The organism is Variovorax sp. GW823-FHT02B07, from assembly GCF_058797695.1.
Window position 1 is genome coordinate 1 of sequence record NZ_JBXAJX010000012.1, and the last position, 16,401, is coordinate 16,401.

Sequence of the window (16,401 nt, forward strand, 5' to 3'; positions counted from 1 at the left end):
GGGCTGGATGCAAGGCGCCCGTGCGCAGCAAGGCTGAAGCCTTGCAAGCGCGGGCAACGCCGCAGACGGCCCCTTGGCCCGCCAACCCTTCGGGAAGGTCTGCCAGCGCGGGCCACTCGGCGTTGCGCTCCTTGTGCGTGCGCATGCACGCGCGGCGTCACGCGCCTTGATTGGCCCGCGCTGGCAGACCTTCGCGACCCCGGAAATAGGGTGAACAGGCCCTAATCGATCGTCGTGCCGGAGGCGCGGATCACGCGCCCCCAGCGTTCGGTTTCGCTGCGGATGTAGGCTGCCAGCTGTTCCGGCGCGCCCGCGCCGTGCGCCCCCGGCGCGGCCGGCTCGAAGCCTTCGTTCTCGAGCTTCTGGCGCAGCGCGGGCTGCGCGACGAGGCGGGCGATCTCCTGGCTGCAGCGGTCGATGAAGGCCTTGGGCGTGCCTGCGGGCGCGACCACGCTCTGCCACGCCACCGCCTCGAAATCGGCGGTACCGGCCACGCCCGACTCGGCCACGGTCGGCACGGCGGGGAAGGTCGGCTGGCGCTTGCGCGAGGTCACGGCCAGCGCGCGCAGCTTGCCGCTGCGCACGTGCTGCAGGGCCGGCGCGATGTCGGTGAACATGAGCTGCAGCTGGCCGCCGAGCAGGTCGGTCAGCGCGAGCGCGCTGCCCTTGTAGGGCACGTGCACCATGTTCGCGGCGGTCGCGACCTTGAACATCTCCGCGCCCAGGTGCTGCGGGCTGCCGTTGCCGGCGGAGCCGTAGCTCAGGGCGTCGGGCCGCGACTTCGCGAGCGCAACCAGCTCGGCCAGCGTGGTCGCCGGCACCGACGGGTGCACCACCACCATCAGCGGCACTGCGCCGATGAGGCCGACGGGCGCGAAGTCTTTCGCGGGGTCGTACGAGAGCTTCTTGTAGAGCCAGGGGTTGATGGCGAGCGTGGTGCTGGTCGCGACCAGCAGCGTCGAGCCGTCGGGCGCGGCGCGCGCCACCTGCGAGGCGCCGATGGCGGTGCCGGCGCCCGGCCGGTTGTCGACGATCACGGTGCGGCCCAGGGCGGTGCCCAGCTGCTGCGCGATGAGCCGGCCGAGCATGTCGGTCGTGCCGCCGGGCGCGTAGGGCACGACGATGGTGATGGGCTTGTCGCCTTGTGCCCGCACGAGGGCGGGGCCTGCGGCGCAGGCGGCGGCGGACAGCGCGCCCAGATGGCGCAAGGCATGGCGACGGTTCATTGGCTTGTCTCTCTTTCTTTTTCGGGTGTCGGTGCGGCCACCACGGCGGCGCCGCGCAGCAGGTCGACCAGCGCGAGCGCGTCGGCCGGCACGGCATGTCCGCGCCAGGCCACGTGCTGGTCGGGGCGCGAGATGACGAGCGGCCGGTCGTACACGGCGGTGGCGGCCGAGGCGCGGATGTCGAGCGTGCGCAGCGGCAGGCCGCGCGCCGCGGCGGCGGCTTCGAGCGGTGCGACATCGATCGCGGGGTCGAAGCGCAGCAGCGTGTAGCCCTCGCCGGGCATCGCCATCGCGTCGTACAGCGAGCGCCCGTCGTCCAGCCACAGGTGCGGCGTGCGGCAGCCCGGCACGGTCGAGGGCGTGAACTCGTACATCGTGTAGGCGGGCGCGGCCTCGCCGTCGTAGGCGATGAGCGGCGAGCCGTCGTAGAAGTAGCCGAAGTTGAGGCCGCCGCAGCAGTACTGCTGCACGTTCAGGTCGTACAGCGCCTGGCCGCGCGCGGCGCGCAGCGCGTCGCCCTCGGGCCCGGGCGCCTCGATGTTCTCGGGCACGCCTTCGCGCTGGCGCTGGAGCGCGAGCGCGTGGTTCATCGCGAACCGCGACACCTGCTCGGTGATCGGCTGGCGCTCGGCCTCGTGCGCCGCGAGCGCGCCCTCGGCCAGCCAGCCGTGCAGCCGGCCCGCGAGCAGCCACGAGAGGTTCATCGCATCGGCGATGCCGGCGTTCATGCCGTAGCCCGCCATCGGAATCCACAGGTGCGCGGCGTCGCCGCAGATGAACACGCGGCGGTCGCGGAAGCGGTCGGCCACGAGCCGGCGCCCGACCCAGTCTTCGTTGGAGATCACTTCGTACTCGAAGTCGTCGTCCACGCCGAGGATCTGGCGGATCGCCCAGTCGCGGTCGATCGAATCGAAGTCGGTCTCCTCGGGCAGCAGGTAGTTGTGCAGCAGCCAAGTCTCGCGCCCGTCGATGGCGTACACGTTGCCGCAGCGGCGCGGGTTCAGCGCGAAGGTGGCCCAGGCCGGCGGGTGCTTCAGCAGGCCCAGCAGCGCGGGCGCACGGAAGTACGTCGACTGCACGCGGCCCACCACGTCGGTGCCGTGCAGGCTGGCGCCGATCTTCTTGCGCACCGTCGAGCGGCTGCCGTCGCAGCCGACGAGGTACTGGCAGCGGATGCGCACCGCGCGGCCGTCGTCCAGGTCCACGCCGGTGGCCCACACGCCCTCGTCGTCCTGCTCGAAGTCGTCGATGCGCGTGCGGTTGCGGATGCGCAGACCGGGCGTGCCCCCGGCATGCGCGAACAGCACCGGCTCGAGAAAGATCTGGTTGATGCGGTGCGGCGGTTCCGCCGTGGGCCACCAGGTGTCGGGGCCGCCGGTGGCGGTGTAGCGCTCGCGGCGCGCGGGGATCGGAATGCGCGACAGCTCCATGCCCGTCACCGCAGTGCGGTAGGCCACGTCGTTCGGGTAGTCGGCCGGCAGGCCCGCGTCGCGCAGTGCCTGTGCCACGCCCAGGCGGCGGAACACCTCCATCGAACGCGCCGCCACGTGGTTGCACTTCACGTTGGGCGGCTCGCCGCGGTGGCGGATCTCGGTCATCAGCACGTCGATGCCGCGTTGCGCCAGGTCGATGGCCAGCGTCAACCCCACGGGGCCGGCGCCGACGATCAGCACCTGGGCTTGCAGTTGCTCGGTCATGGGTCGCTTGTCTCCAGATTCTTGTGAGGCGCCATTACAGTGCCGAACCGGCTCGCGGAAAAAGTGAAACTTTCATGGCCATTCATAAAAAACCACTATCAATGCGCGGCGTGCCCTCGGTGCGGCAGCTGCGCGCGTTCGCGGCCGTGTACCACAGCGGCCAGTTGTCGAGTGCGGCGGCTGCGCTGTCGCTGACCCAGCCGGCCGTCAGCGTGCTGCTGCGCGAGCTCGAAGCGCGGCTCGGCGTGCGCCTGTTCGACCGAACCACGCGTTCGCTGCAACGCACCGAAGCCGCGAACGAGGCCATCGCCTACGCCGAGCGCGTGCTGGCCGAACTCGATGCACTGGGCACCGGCATGGCCGAGCTGGCGGCGGGCCGGCGCGGGCGCGTGCGCATCGCGGCCACGTCCACCATCGCGCAGACGCTGATGCCCAAGGCCCTGCGCCGCTACCTCGACCTGCATCCCGACGTGAAGGTGGCCATCGAAGACTGCGCGCCCGGGCAGTTCGTGGAGAAGGTGCTCGGCGAGCAGGTCGACTTCGGCGTGGGCACGCTGCAGGCGCGCACGCCGGGGCTGGACCAGCGCGTGTTCGTGCACGACCACCTCGCGGTGATTGCCGACCGCGACCTGCGTCTGCCTGGCACCGACCGCATCACCTGGCGGCAGCTCGCGGGCCATCCGCTGATCACGGTCAAGCCCGGGTACGGCGTGCGCAGCAGCATCGACATTGCCGCGGCAACCGCCGGCGTGCGGCTGGACATCGCCTACGAGGTGACGCTCTTGACCACGGCGCTCGCGATGGCGGCCAGCGGGCTCGGCCCGGCGCTGCTGCCGGCGTCGATCCTCGCGCACGCCGACCACACGCGGCTGGTCGCGCGACGGCTCATGCGCCCGACGGTGGCGCGCAACATCGCGGTCGTGACGCGGCAGGGCCGATCGCTCTCGCCGGCCGCGGCGGCGTTCGCGGACCTGCTGGTGCGCGAATTCGCCATCGCCTGAACCGCGCCCCCTAAACTCGCTGCATGGCCAAGGACAAAACAACTTTCGTCTGCAGCGAATGCGGCGGCACCAGCCCCAAGTGGCTCGGCAAATGCCCCAGCTGCGGCGCATGGAACACACTCATCGAACAGGTCGCCGGCGCGGCCAACGGACCGGCCAACAACCGCTTCGGCACGCAGTTCGCGTCGCTCGCGGGCGCGTCCGAACTCGCCACGCTCTCGGAAATCGAAGCCACCGATGTCGCACGCACGCCCACCGGGCTCGACGAGCTCGACCGCGTGCTCGGCGGCGGCATCGTGTCGGGCGGCGTCACGCTGATCGGCGGCGACCCGGGCATCGGCAAGTCGACGCTGCTGCTGCAGGCGGTCGACGCGCTGCAGCGCGCGGGGCAGAACGCGCTGTACGTCACCGGCGAGGAAAGCGGCTCGCAGGTGGCGCTGCGCTCCAAGCGGCTCGGGCTCGACCACTCGCAGGTGCAGGTGCTGGCCGAGATCCAGCTCGAAAAAATCATCGCCACGCTCGACGCCACGCGCCCGGCCATCGCGGTGATCGACTCCATCCAGACCGTGTACTCCGACCAGCTCACCTCCGCGCCCGGCTCGGTGGCGCAGGTGCGCGAATGCGCGGCGCACCTCACGCGCTTCGCCAAGACCAGCGGCACGGCCGTGGTGCTGGTGGGCCACGTCACGAAAGAAGGTGCGCTGGCCGGCCCGCGCGTGCTCGAGCACATGGTCGACACGGTGCTGTACTTCGAAGGCGACACGCACTCGAGCTTTCGCCTCGTGCGCGCCATCAAGAACCGCTTCGGCGCGGTGAACGAGATCGGCGTGTTCGCCATGACCGAGCGCGGCCTGAAGGGCGTGACCAACCCGAGCGCGATCTTCCTGAGCCAGCACGCCGAGCCGGTGCCCGGCAGCGTGGTGCTGGTCACGCTCGAAGGCACGCGGCCGATGCTGGTGGAAATCCAGGCGCTGGTCGACAACGGCGGGCCGAGCCCGCGCCGGTTGTCGGTGGGCCTGGACCGCGACCGCCTCGCGATGCTGCTGGCCGTGCTGCACCGCCACGCGGGCGTGGCCTGCATGGACCAGGACGTGTTCGTCAACGCGGTGGGCGGCGTGCGCATCAGCGAGCCCGCGGCCGACCTGGCCGTGATGCTGGCCATCACCTCGAGCCTGCGCGGCAAGCCGCTGCCCAAGGGCTTCATCGCCTTCGGCGAAGTCGGCCTGGCCGGCGAGGTGCGGCCTGCGCCGCGCGGCCAGGAGCGCTTGCGCGAAGCCGCCAAGCTGGGCTTCAGCGTGGCCGTGGTGCCGAAGGCCAACGCGCCGCGCAAGGGCACGAAGGAGATCGAAGGCCTGACCATCCACCCGGTCGACCGCATCGAAGAAGCGATGGACGTGGTGCGGCGTCTGGACTGACGCGCGGCGCTGCAGGCGCATCATTCATTTTTACGGAGGGTCCCGCCATGCAACTCATCGTCTCCGCCGGGCTGATCGCCGTGGTCGTGCTGTGGGGGCTGGTGTCTCCCGCGTCGCTCGACCGCGTGTTCAGCACCGCGCTCGCCGACATCACGCGCAACTTCGGCTGGTTCTACCTGTGGGTGGTGCTCGGGCTGGTGGTGCTGGCCTTCTTTCTGGCCTTCAGCCGCTTCGGCGACCTGAAGCTGGGCGACGAGGACGACGAGCCCGAGTTCTCCATCGGCGCCTGGTTCGCGATGCTGTTCGCGGCCGGCATGGGCATCGGCCTGGTGTTCTGGGGCGTGGCCGAGCCGATCTCGCACTACGCGAACCCGCCGCCCGGTGTGATCCCCGGTACGCCCGATGCGGCCGGCGTGGCCATGCGCTACGCCTTCTTCCACTGGGGGCTGCACCCCTGGGCGATCTACGGCATCGTCGGCCTGTCGATCGCCTTCTTCAGCTTCCGCCGCAAGGCGCTGCCGCTGGTCAGCTCGGCCACCGAGGCGCTGCCGTGGCGCTTCGTGCAGCGGCTGTCGCCGGCCTTCAACGTGCTGGCCGTGGTGGCCACGGCCTTCGGCGTGGCGGCCTCGCTGGGCATGGGCGCCACGCAGATCAACAGCGGGCTGCACGCGGCCTTCGGCACGGACATCGGCCGCTGGACGCAGGCGGTGATCATCGTGGTGACGACGGTGCTGTTCATCACCTCGGCGGTCACCGGTGTCGAGCGCGGCGTGAAGTGGCTGTCGATGGGCAACCTGGTGCTGGCGGCGCTGCTGGCGCTCACGGTGCTGGTGGTGGGGCCGACCATTGCCATCGTCGAGACCTTCACCAACACGCTGGGTTCGTACCTCGCCGAGTTCGTGCGCATGAGCCTGCGCATGAACCCGTTCCGCAACAGCTCGTGGGTGGCCGACTGGACGCTCTTCTACTGGGCCTGGTGGCTGGCGTGGTCGCCGTTCGTGGGCCTGTTCATTGCGCGCGTGTCGCGCGGCCGCACGATCCGCCAGTTCATCCTGGGCACGGTGATCGCGCCCACGCTGGTGGGCTTCGCGTGGTTCTCGGTGTTTGGTGGCGCCGCGCTCAACTTCGAGATCTTCCAGGGCGTGCCGCTGGTCGAGTCGGTGAAGGCCGACGTGTCGACCACCATGTTCGTGATGTTCCAGGCCATGCCCATGGGCGGGCTGCTGTCCATCGTGGCGACGCTGCTGGTGTTCGTGTTCTTCGTGACCTCGGGCGATTCCGCGACGCTGGTGCTGGGCATCATGAGCACCAAGGGCAACCCGAATCCGCCGGCGCGCGTCAAGATCACCTGGGGCGTGCTGGTGGCGGCGATTGCGCTGAGCCTGCTGTTCGCGGGTGGCATCAAGGCGATCCAGACGGCGACCATCGTGTTCGCGCTGCCCTTTGCGTTCGTGATCCTGCTGATGGCGCTGTCGGTCACGCTGGCCATCCGCGACGACTGGAACGCCGAGCAGAAGCGCGAACGCGAGCTGCGACGCAAGATGCGGCAGCTCGTGAACTGGTAGGACGGACAAAAAAACGCCCGGCGCGCGGTGGACACGCGCCGGGCCTACCCTCCCTACCTTCCCTGGCCTCCCTGGCCTTCTGTGTTCTTTGCTTGCTTAGCTTCCGATGTGCATCGTGAACGCCGGCCCGTTGTTGAGCACGCACTGGCCGCTGCCCAAGGTGGCGGAGTTCATCGTGTACTGGCAACTCAGGTTGCCGCCGCGACTGCCGGTGGCGTTCGCCACCCCGGCGGTGCGCGAGCCGGCCACGCGGGTCGCCTCTCCCTGAAACTGTTCGGCACCGATCTGCGCGCTGAAGTGGCCGCGGCCGTTCATGTCGTTGGTCACCGTGCCCCCGACGGCGCCGTAGCGCGCGGCTTCGGCGTTCGACGGATACAGCCGCGCGCTGAAGGTCTGCGACACCGGCCCCGGTGCCACGGCGTAGCTTTGCTGCGACGGCGCGACGGGAGCGGGTTGTCCGAGCGGCACCACGTAGCAACCGCTGAGGACGGTGCCCGCGAGTGCGGCGGCAAGGGTGAGTCGAACGATGGTGACGGAACGCGGGATGTTCATGCGTTTCTCGGTGGCCCGGGCAGATGCCCGTGCGGCGAAATGTGCCCGCACCCGCCCCGGCATCGTGCGCCTTTCGCCGGGAGTACCGCTTTCTGCGCCCGGCGGTAGCCACGGCGGCTACTGCGGCGGGGTCGCGGCCGCACAATCGCGGGCCGTTTCCCGCTGTCGCCGAATGAAATCCACCGCACCGCCCATTGCCGCCGTCATGGTCCACGTCACCGATGTGAATGCGGCGCTGCGTTGGTACGCCGACGCCTTCCCCGATGCGGTGCCGCTGTCGATCGGCTCGCCGGCCTTCGAGTGCCTGTCGGTCCACGGCGTGCTGCTGGAACTCGTGCCGGCCGATGCGAAGGTCGGCGCGGGTGCCTCGGGCTCGGTCGTGTACTGGAACGTCGCCGACTTCGATGCGGCGCTGGCCCACCTCGAGGCCTGCGGCGCGCCGCTGTACCGCGGCCCGCTGCGGCTCGAGGGCGACGAGCACATGGCCCAGGTGCGCGACCCCTGGGGCAACTGCATCGGCCTGCGAGGGCCTTCCACCGGGCGGCGACAATGCGCCCCATGAATTTCCAGAAATTGCTGGTGCCCGTGGGGGCCGTCGTTCTCCTCGGCCTGTCGTGGCACCAATACGGATGGGGCGGCGTGGCGTTCGCCGGCGGTGCGATCGTGATGTTCCTGCTGATGCACTTCAACCGCACGATGCAGGTGCTCAAGCGGGCCGCCGACCGGCCCATCGGCACGGTGGCGAGCTCGGTGATGCTGAATGCCAAGCTCAAGCCCGGCGTGACGCTGATGCACGTCATCGCGATGACGCGCGCGCTCGGCGAGCAGCGCTCGCCCGAGAACGAGCAGCCCGAGCTGTACCGCTGGACCGATGCCGGCGGCTCCTACGTCGATGCCGTGTTCAACGGCGGCAAGCTGCAGAGCTGGACGCTCACGCGGCCCGAGGCGTCGGCCGACGAAGAAACGCCCGCGGCCTGAAGGCGGCGCGGGCGCTTCGCCTGATTCGGAACCTCAGAACGGCGCGTCTTCTTCTTCGGGCGTGTCGGCCTGCGTTGCAGGCGCAGTGGCCGCAGCCTTCGGCGCTTCATCCGGCGGGGCCGCCGAGAACGCCGCTTCACCACCCAACGCATCGAGCAGCGCCGGCACCAGCTGGCCGAGTTCGCCGGTGGCAATGGCCACGTCGGCGTCGAAGTTGTCTTCCTTCTTGCCGCCCGCCGCGCCGTCGCCCGTGCCTTCGAGGAAGGTGATCTTGCGGATCAGCAGGCCGTGCGTCAGCTCGAAGGACACGCGGTCGTCCCAGGTGAGCGCCAGGCGCGTCGGGCGCTTGCCGTCGGTGATGTGCTGCTTGACCTCGTCGATGTCCAGCGCGTGCTTGGCGTAGCGCACCACGGCCTTGGAGTCGTCCGAGGCCTTGAGCTCGCACTCGCGATCGATGCTGAAGCCGGCCGGCGGCTCCTGCGTCAACAGCCAGTTGGCCATGGCGGCGGCCGGCTCGATCTGCGTGTTGATCAGCGCCACGGCAAAGCCGTCGAGCGACTTCACGAGGCTGGTGACCACTTCGTCGGCGCGCGCCGCGTTGCCGCAGTTGATCACGAGGCGGTTCTCGGCCTTGTCGATCCACACCGTCACGCGCGCGCTGCGCGTGAAGGCCATGGGCAGCAGCTCGAGGGTGATGTCTTCCTTGAGCTCCTTCTTTTCCTTCTTGCCGGGCTTGCGGCCGGTGGTGGTCTCGATCTGGGCGCAGCGCTCGTCGAGCTTGCGGCGCACCACGGAGCCGGGGACCTGCTTGCTTTCGATCATGTACTCGACCAGCCACTGGCCGTCGATGGACTCCACCAGCGGGCCGTTGGCCTCGCCGCGCGGCTCGACCCAGCCGGCGGACTTTTCCTGCGAGGGGCCGCAAGGCACGAAGCGTTGCTTGGCCAGCCCTTCTTCTGCCTCGGTCAGTGATTGGGACCAGGCAGGTTCGATGCGATAGACGATGACGTTCTTGAATACGGACACGGGAACCCTTTTTCCACTGGTTGGCACAACCGGCCATTGTCGGGCACCCGGTTCCGGGCTCGGCCGTAAAATCGAAAGCTTTTGCGACTTCCCAGTGGGTCGCACCCCCACACCGCTCCCAAAGGAATCAGGAAATGAGCTCGATCCCCCCCTCGCTGGACGACCGTGACGGCAAGATCTGGATGGACGGCGAACTCGTGGACTGGCGCGACGCCAAGATCCACGTGCTGAGCCACACGCTGCACTACGGCTGCGGCGCCTTCGAGGGCGTGCGCGCCTACAAGACGGCCGACGGCGCCACCGCCATCTTCCGCCTGGCCGAGCACACCGAGCGCCTGTTCAACAGCGCCAAGATCCTGCGCATGAAGATCCCGTTCTCGCAGGAACAGCTGAACGAAGCCCAGAAGCAGGTCGTGCGCGAGAACAAGCTCGAGAGCTGCTACCTGCGCCCCCTCATCTGGATCGGCTCCGAGAAGCTGGGCGTGAGCCCCAAGGGCAACAAGATCCACGCCATGGTCGCGGCCTGGTCGTGGGGCGCCTACCTCGGCGAAGAAGGCATGCGCCGCGGCATCCGCGTGAAGACCTCCAGCTACACCCGCCACCACGTCAACATCACGATGACGCAGGCCAAGACGGTGAGCAACTACACCAACTCGATCCTCGCCAACATGGAAGCGCTGGACGACGGCTACGACGAGGCGCTGCTGCTCGACGCGAGCGGTTTCGTGTCCGAAGGCGCGGGCGAGAACGTGTTCGTGGTCAAGGGCGGCGTGGTCTACACGCCCGACCTGTCGGCCGGCGCCCTGAACGGCATCACGCGCAACACCATCCTGCACATCTGCAAGGACCTGGGCATCGAGCTGGTGCAAAAGCGCATCACGCGCGACGAGGTGTACGTGGCCGACGAGGCCTTCTTCACCGGCACCGCCGCCGAAGTGACGCCCATCCGCGAACTCGACCGCATCGAGATCGGCAACCGGGGCGACGGCGGCGCGCGCGGCCCGGTCACCGAGAAGATCCAGTCGGCCTTCTTCGACATCGTGAACGGCAAGAACCCCAAGTACGCCCACTGGCTCACGAAGGTCTGAGGAACAACATGTCCACCAATGCAGTCGTCGAACTCCTCGCGAAGGAGCTCAACCACCAGGGCGGCGTGTTCTGCCCCAGCCCCAAGGCCGACATGAAGCTCTGGAACAGCCACCCGAAGGTCTACCTCGACGTGGCGCGCACCGGCGAAGCCAAGTGCCCGTACTGCGGCACGGTGTACCGCCTGAAGGCGGGCGAGACCGTGTCCAGCCGCCACTGAGCGGCCAGGCGGAAAAAAGAAACCGGCCCTCGCGGCCGGTTTTTTCGTTTCAGCTTGGCCGGGCCCTCGGCCACAGGCCGCGCCACGGATCGGGGTCCTGCGATTCCTGCGCCAGCCGCAGGTAGACCATCGCGATCCACAGCACCGCCAGCCCGATCTGCGCGTCGCGCATCGCCGAATTCACGCTCGACGCGATGAGCGCGATGAGCGTCGCGGCCAGCGCGTAGCGCCCGGCGATGTCGGGCCGGCGCCAGGCCTGCCAGACGGCGACCAGCATGATCGCCAGCAGGCTCAGGATGCCGGGGATGCCGCTCTGCGCGCCCACCCAGAGGAAGTCGTTGTGCGGCATGTTGGAGTCGGCGAACAGCGCCGGGCCGCGCTTGTGCCACTGGTCGGTCCAGCCGCCGATGCCCCAGCCCGCGACGGGCTGGTCGGCGATCATGGCGCCGGTGTCGCGGTACATGTAGTAGCGGATGATCCAGCTGCCGTGGAACACGGCGCCGGTCTGCGCCTTCTCGAGTTCCTCGATGCCGGTTTCGACCTTCTGCTGCAGCTGCGGCAGCTGGTACAGGCTTGCGCCGATCACCACCGCGCCCAGGATCAGCGCAGCCGACAGCGCCTTCAGGTGGTTCTTCCACTGGTGCAGGCAGACCACCGGAATCACCAGCAGCAGCGCGAGCACCGAGGTGCGCGACGTGAGCGGCAGCGCGACGACGGCGCCCAGCCCGAGCACGAGCGCGAAGGCCGCCAGTGCGCGCAGGGGCCGGTGCCCCGTGATCTGCGACAGCCCGTAGACCGCGGCGCTGGCCGCGACGATGCTGAACAGCAGCGCGTTGCTGATCGACTTGTTGCCCACTTCCATCACCACGCCGCGCAGCGCGCCCGGCACCGGAAGGCCCAGGCTGTAGTGCAGCACGATGAGCACGATGTTGAGCGCCGCGATCAACAGGAAGCCGCGCAGCGCCCACAGCGCCTCCTCGCGCGTGAGCGCCATCGCCATCAGGAAGGTGAAGGCGATGCGCAGCCCGTGGAACAGGTTGGAGGGGGTCTCGGGATAGTGCGGCCGCACGGCCAGCACGATGAAGGTCCACGCCACGTAGGCGACCACCGGCCACCACAGCGGGTTGGCGCGCAGCCGCGCATAGCGCTCGCGCAAGCCGCCGCCCACCAGCAGGGCAAGCAGCAGCACGATGGCCGACAGGTAGGTGACGCCGACCGGCATGAACACCACCAGCCCCCAGAACATGGCCGCGGGCCGAACGATGTGCGATCTCTGCATAGGGGCGGGATTTTAGGTGCGGCCCCTCGGCCGAACCTGACTTGCCCCTGCGCGCCCGAAGGCGCTCAGTGTGGTGCGACGGCAGGGCCCTTGGCCGGCAGGCGGATCACGAAGCTCGCGCCGCCACCCGGGCGGTCTTCGCACTGCACCGAGCCGCCGTGGCGCTCGGCGATCGACTTCACCAGCGCCAGCCCCAGGCCGACGCCGCCATTGCGCTCGCTGGCGCCCGGCAGGCGGTAGAAGGGCTCGAAGATGCGTTCGCGCAGCGTCGCCGGCACGCCCGGCCCGCGGTCGTTGACGCGCACCGTGGCGTAGCCGCCGGCGCTGCCGAGTTCGACGCTGATCTCGCCGGCGCCGTAGCGGCGGGCGTTCTCGAGCAGGTTGCGGATCGCGCGGCGCAGCAGGCGCGACACGCCGGGCACGGTGAGCGTGGTGTTGTCGGTGCCTTCGGCCAGGTCGAGTTCGGCGTTCACCTGCGCGCACTCTTCGGCGGCCAGACCGGTCAGGTCGACGGCTTCGATGGTGCCCATGTCGGCCTCGCTGGCGTCGAGCCGGCTGGCCAAGAGGATCTCGTCGATGAGCTGGTCGAGCTCGCCGATGTTGCGCGAGATTTCCTCGCGCGCCGCCGGGCTGGGCTGGTCACCCATGAGCTCCAGGCCCATGCGGATGCGGGTGAGCGGCGAGCGCAGCTCGTGCGAGGCGTTCGCCAGCAGCGACTTGTGGGAACGCACGAGCTGCTCGATGCGTTCGGCGGAGGCATTGAATCGCTTGGAGAGATCGGCCACTTCGTCTTGTCCTTCCTCGATCACGCGCGCCGAGAGGTCGCCCTCGCCCCAGCGCTGCACGCCGCGCTGCAGGGTCTCGAGCCGCTGGGTGATGCGCCGCACGATCGGGTAGACGCCCAGCGCCACCGCCACGCCCACGAGCGCAATCATCCAGCCCAGCCCGAACGGGGTGCGCCAGGGCGCGAAGCCGCCGGTGCCGGTGGGGCGCTCGCGCGGCGCCACGCGCAGCGTCATGTCGCGGCCGTCGCTCAGCTGCACGTCGAACTCCAGGCCCTGGCCGGGCACGCGCATGGCCTTGCCGGTGCCGATGGTGCGGTCCTGGCTGTCGAGCACGACCACCTCGCGCGGCACCGGCGCCAGGCGTTCGCGCTCGGCCTCGGCGGCCACGCGCACGATCCAGTTGGCCATCAGCGTGAGGATGACCACGCCGCCGACCACCGCGAGCCAGATGCGGACGTAGAGGTGGCGGCGGTAGAGGCTGCGCAGCATCGCGGGGCGGTCCGGGTCAGTCTTGCTGCTTGGCGAACACGTAGCCCACGCCGCGCACGGTGAGGATGCGCTTGGGGTTCTTCGCGTCGACCTCGATGGCGGCGCGGATGCGGCCCATGTGCACGTCGATCGAGCGGTCGAAGGCCTCGAGCTCGCGGCCGCGCACGGCTTCCATGATCTGGTCGCGCGTGAGCACGCGGCCCGCGCGCTCGGCCATCGCCACCAGCAGGTCGAACTGGTAGGAGGTGAGGTCGGCCAGCGCGCCGGCCACCGACACGGTGCGCGCGTTGCGGTCGATCTCGAGCGTGCCGAAGCGCATCACCGTGGAGGCTTCGGCCTCGGTGGCGTTCTCGCTGCGCCGGCGCAGCACGGCGCGGATGCGCGCCAGCAGCTCGCGCGGCTCGAAAGGCTTGGGCAGGTAGTCGTCGGCGCCGATCTCCAGGCCGATGATGCGGTCCATCGGGTCGCCCTTGGCCGTGAGCATCAGCACCGACACCTTGGCCAGCGGGCCGGGCAGGGCGCGGATGCGGCGGCAGACCTCGAGCCCGTCGGTGTCAGGCAGCATCAGGTCGAGGATCACCAGGTCGGGCGCGTGCTGCTGCAGCTGCTCCAGGCCGGTGGCGCCGTCGCCGGCGTGGTTGAAGGCGAAACCCGACTGCGTCAGGTACTCGCCCACCATCTGCGCCAGGCGGGCGTCGTCTTCGATCATCAGGAGTTGGGGGGTGCTCATGCGCTTCATGGTCGTTCACCGGGAGCAAGCGGGCTTGAACGCTCCGTAAAGTTGGGTAAACGCAGCATCGCCCTGTCAACCTGGATCGCTGCGAAAAACATAGCGCCTCGCCCAGGTTGCGTGGGCGCCATGCGGCAATGATGACGTACCGGGGCGCGGTTGCGTGTGTCAACACGCACCGCCGCCCCCCGGCGCAGGCCGGTCAGCCCGCGGCCTGCAGGCGCAGCCGCAGGGCCAGCGCGGCCGACAGCGGCAGGTCGATGGGCGCGTCGGCGCTGCCCGGGGCCTGGGCCAGCGCCTCGAACAGGGGCAGGGCGTCGGCCATCGGGTTGATGTCCTTCAGCGTGGCGGCGGCGGCCGAGCGCGGCGCGGTCGCCGTGCCGTCGCCGACCAGCGACCAGTCGAGGCTGGCCACGGTGCGGGCCGTGCGTTCGGGTGCGATCACCAGCGCCACGGCCAGCAGGCCGCGGCTGTCGGTCACCGAGGCCAGCGCGCCGACCGTGGGGGCGTCGTAGCCCACCAGCAGCACCGGCGTCTGGTCGGCCGCGCACTGCACGGCCGCTTCGAGCAGGCCGGCGGCAAAGCTGTGGCCGTAGGCCGAGACGGCGTTGCTGGCCGCCATGCAGCCGGTGCCGATGGTCCAGTAGCCCACGGCCGCGTTGTGCACCGAGTTGTGGAACTTGGTGGGCGACAGCATCTTCGGGTCGCCCGCGAGCGTGCTGCACATGTAGTCGTTGATCGACAGGTCGCCGTGCGCCGACGTGAACACGCAGGGCACGTCGGCCGCGGGCCGGTCGGCGCCCGCGATGGCCGCGGCGGCCACTTCGAGCGCCAGCGCCACGGTGTCGGGCGCGCGGCGGCGCTCGGCCGGGGCCAGCACCTGCGGCGAGGGCCGCTTGGCGGGCGGATCGGCCAGCGCGCCTTCGCCGCGGAAGGCCGCGCGCGCGGCCTCCCAACCGGGCAGCGTGGGGGTCCAGAAGGCGGGGCCTTCGATGTAGAGCGTCGGAGGCGTGTTCATGCGTTGACCGCCTTGCCGAAGACCAGCGCGCAGTTGTTGCCGCCGAAACCGAAGGAATTGGAGAGCGCGTAGCGCACCTCGCCCGTGGCGGGTTCGAGCTTGATCTGCGGGCCGAAGCCTTCGTCCAGCGTGCGCGTGTTGACCGTGCCCGGCATCAGGCCGCGCTCGATCGCCAGCAGGCAGACCACGGCCTCGACGATGCCCGCGGCGCCCAGCGTGTGGCCCATGAAGCCCTTGGTCGAGCTGGCGTGCGTGCGCGCCGGGAAGCGGCGTGCCACCAGCGCGCCCTCGACCTCGTCGTTCTTCTGGCTCGCCGTGCCGTGCATGTTGATGTAGTCGATGGCGTCGGCGGCCAGGCCCGCGCGCGCCAGCGCGTCGTCGAGTGCGCGCTCGGCGCCCAGGCCCTCGGGGTGTGGCGTCGACATGTGGTGTGCGTCGCTCGCCTCGCCGTAGCCCAGCAGCTGCGTGGCGCTTTCGCCCGCCTGCACGCGCTCGACCAGCGCGAAGCCGGCTGCCTCACCCAGGCTGATGCCCTTGCGTTCGGCGTCGAAGGGCCGGCAGGGCTCGGTGGAGACCAGCTCCAGCGAGTTGAAACCGAACAGCACGCTGCCGCACAGCGTGTCGGCGCCGCCGACCACGGCCGCGTCGGCCAGGCCCAGGCGGATCAGGCGCTCGGCCGAGGCGAACACCTTGGCGCTGGACGAGCAGGCGGTGGAAATCGTCTCGCTCGGGCCGTCGATGCCCAGCACCTGCTGCACGAACATGGCCAGCGAATGCGGCGTGTGGACGGCCGCGCGGCGCTGGTCCGGCGGAAAGTTGCCGTCGGCGTCGAGCTGGGTGTAGGCCAGCTCGGTCTCGCCGATGCTGGCCGTGGAGGTGCCGAGCACCAGCGCGATGCGCGTGGCGCCGTACTTCTGGCGCGCGGCCGCGACCGCCTCGAGGAAGCCGTCGGCCTGCAGGCCCAGCCAGGCCAGCCGGTTGTTGCGGCAGTCCCAGAACGCGGCCGATTCGGGCAGGCGCACGTCTTCCAGCCCGTCGACGCGGCCGATCCAGGTCGGCAGCGGCGCCTCGCCGAAGTCGTTGGCGCGCAGGCCGCTGCGCGAGTGCGCGAGTGCGTCGGCGTGCGCTTCCTTGCCGACGCCGACGGCCGAGGTGGCCGTGTAGGCACTGATTTGAAGGGGAGAAATTCGGGACGGCACGATGGATGTGGGAGCAGGCGACAGGCGAAAGGGCGTCGGCGACAGAAGAAAAAGCGGGAAAGCGCAATTTTCACGCAATGAATGTCGCAGCCTACCAGCGTTGCGTATCAGGTTGCGTCGGCTGTTTCCTATAGA

Annotated in this window: 16 protein-coding genes; 7 read left to right on the top strand and 9 right to left on the bottom strand. The window is 69.9% G+C overall.

Going from position 1 to position 16,401, the window contains the following annotated elements:
- Positions 1 to 221: 221 nt before the first annotated feature.
- Both AC1RGU_RS30245 and AC1RGU_RS30250 read right to left on the bottom strand, forming a co-directional pair.
- On the bottom strand, positions 222 to 1,226 hold the full coding sequence (locus AC1RGU_RS30245; protein WP_492700162.1) for a tripartite tricarboxylate transporter substrate binding protein: 1,005 nt from the start codon (positions 1,224 to 1,226) through the stop codon (positions 222 to 224).
- Complete coding sequence (locus AC1RGU_RS30250) at positions 1,223 to 2,923, bottom strand: FAD-dependent oxidoreductase (RefSeq protein ID WP_492700164.1); 1,701 nt, start codon at positions 2,921 to 2,923, stop codon at positions 1,223 to 1,225. Before AC1RGU_RS30250 ends, AC1RGU_RS30245 begins: the two co-directional genes overlap by 4 nt.
- Positions 2,924 to 2,997: 74 nt before the next feature.
- On the opposite strand from AC1RGU_RS30250, the gene AC1RGU_RS30255 reads away from it, so the two are divergent.
- The 3 genes from AC1RGU_RS30255 to AC1RGU_RS30265 are packed head-to-tail and all read left to right on the top strand — an operon-like array spanning position 2,998 to position 6,904.
- Entirely contained in the window at positions 2,998 to 3,924 is a 927-nt protein-coding gene (locus AC1RGU_RS30255; RefSeq protein ID WP_139704038.1) for a LysR family transcriptional regulator, read from the top strand.
- A 23-nt stretch (positions 3,925 to 3,947) separates the two neighbouring features.
- On the top strand, positions 3,948 to 5,339 hold the full coding sequence (gene radA, locus AC1RGU_RS30260) for a DNA repair protein RadA (RefSeq protein WP_070063503.1): 1,392 nt from the start codon (positions 3,948 to 3,950) through the stop codon (positions 5,337 to 5,339).
- Positions 5,340 to 5,386: 47 nt separating this feature from the next.
- Positions 5,387 to 6,904 (top strand): BCCT family transporter, encoded by a 1,518-nt coding sequence (locus tag AC1RGU_RS30265; RefSeq protein ID WP_492700167.1) that lies wholly within the window; start codon positions 5,387 to 5,389, stop codon positions 6,902 to 6,904.
- A 96-nt stretch (positions 6,905 to 7,000) separates the two neighbouring features.
- Here AC1RGU_RS30265 and AC1RGU_RS30270 read toward each other — a convergent pair whose 3' ends face one another.
- Positions 7,001 to 7,456 (bottom strand): hypothetical protein, encoded by a 456-nt coding sequence (locus AC1RGU_RS30270; RefSeq protein ID WP_492700169.1) that lies wholly within the window; start codon positions 7,454 to 7,456, stop codon positions 7,001 to 7,003.
- A 172-nt stretch (positions 7,457 to 7,628) separates the two neighbouring features.
- On the opposite strand from AC1RGU_RS30270, the gene AC1RGU_RS30275 reads away from it, so the two are divergent.
- Entirely contained in the window at positions 7,629 to 8,018 is a 390-nt protein-coding gene (locus AC1RGU_RS30275) for a VOC family protein (RefSeq protein WP_219589620.1), read from the top strand.
- Positions 8,006 to 8,434 carry a glycerate kinase gene (locus tag AC1RGU_RS30280; protein WP_095743211.1) on the top strand — a complete coding sequence of 143 codons (429 nt, stop codon included), beginning with the start codon at positions 8,006 to 8,008 and terminating at the stop codon, positions 8,432 to 8,434. The genes AC1RGU_RS30275 and AC1RGU_RS30280 overlap by 13 nt, the downstream gene beginning before the upstream one ends.
- Before the next feature lie 33 nt (positions 8,435 to 8,467).
- Here AC1RGU_RS30280 and AC1RGU_RS30285 read toward each other — a convergent pair whose 3' ends face one another.
- Entirely contained in the window at positions 8,468 to 9,460 is a 993-nt protein-coding gene (locus AC1RGU_RS30285; protein WP_369630908.1) for a recombination-associated protein RdgC, read from the bottom strand.
- 134 nt (positions 9,461 to 9,594) lie between these two features.
- Here AC1RGU_RS30285 and AC1RGU_RS30290 point away from each other — a divergent pair, with 134 nt between their 5' ends.
- Entirely contained in the window at positions 9,595 to 10,548 is a 954-nt protein-coding gene (locus tag AC1RGU_RS30290; protein WP_095949799.1) for a branched-chain amino acid transaminase, read from the top strand.
- A gap of 8 nt (positions 10,549 to 10,556) precedes the next feature.
- The gene (locus AC1RGU_RS30295) at positions 10,557 to 10,766 is read left to right on the top strand and encodes a zinc-finger domain-containing protein (RefSeq protein WP_007836801.1); all 210 of its coding nucleotides are present in this window, start codon (positions 10,557 to 10,559) and stop codon (positions 10,764 to 10,766) included.
- Positions 10,767 to 10,815: 49 nt separating this feature from the next.
- On the opposite strand, the gene AC1RGU_RS30300 is transcribed toward AC1RGU_RS30295, so the two are convergent.
- From AC1RGU_RS30300 to AC1RGU_RS30320, 5 genes are all read right to left on the bottom strand, one after another.
- Complete coding sequence (locus AC1RGU_RS30300) at positions 10,816 to 12,045, bottom strand: O-antigen ligase family protein (protein WP_492700172.1); 1,230 nt, start codon at positions 12,043 to 12,045, stop codon at positions 10,816 to 10,818.
- 65 nt (positions 12,046 to 12,110) lie between these two features.
- On the bottom strand, positions 12,111 to 13,319 hold the full coding sequence (locus AC1RGU_RS30305) for an ATP-binding protein (protein WP_492700174.1): 1,209 nt from the start codon (positions 13,317 to 13,319) through the stop codon (positions 12,111 to 12,113).
- Between the two features lie 16 nt (positions 13,320 to 13,335).
- Positions 13,336 to 14,058 (bottom strand): response regulator, encoded by a 723-nt coding sequence (locus tag AC1RGU_RS30310; RefSeq protein ID WP_062476797.1) that lies wholly within the window; start codon positions 14,056 to 14,058, stop codon positions 13,336 to 13,338.
- Positions 14,059 to 14,251: 193 nt separating this feature from the next.
- Positions 14,252 to 15,067 (bottom strand): beta-ketoacyl synthase chain length factor, encoded by an 816-nt coding sequence (locus AC1RGU_RS30315; RefSeq protein WP_492700176.1) that lies wholly within the window; start codon positions 15,065 to 15,067, stop codon positions 14,252 to 14,254.
- A complete protein-coding gene (locus tag AC1RGU_RS30320; RefSeq protein ID WP_492700178.1) occupies positions 15,064 to 16,266 on the bottom strand; it encodes a beta-ketoacyl-[acyl-carrier-protein] synthase family protein in 1,203 nt (400 codons plus the stop codon). Before AC1RGU_RS30320 ends, AC1RGU_RS30315 begins: the two co-directional genes overlap by 4 nt.
- Positions 16,267 to 16,401: the final 135 nt, after the last annotated feature.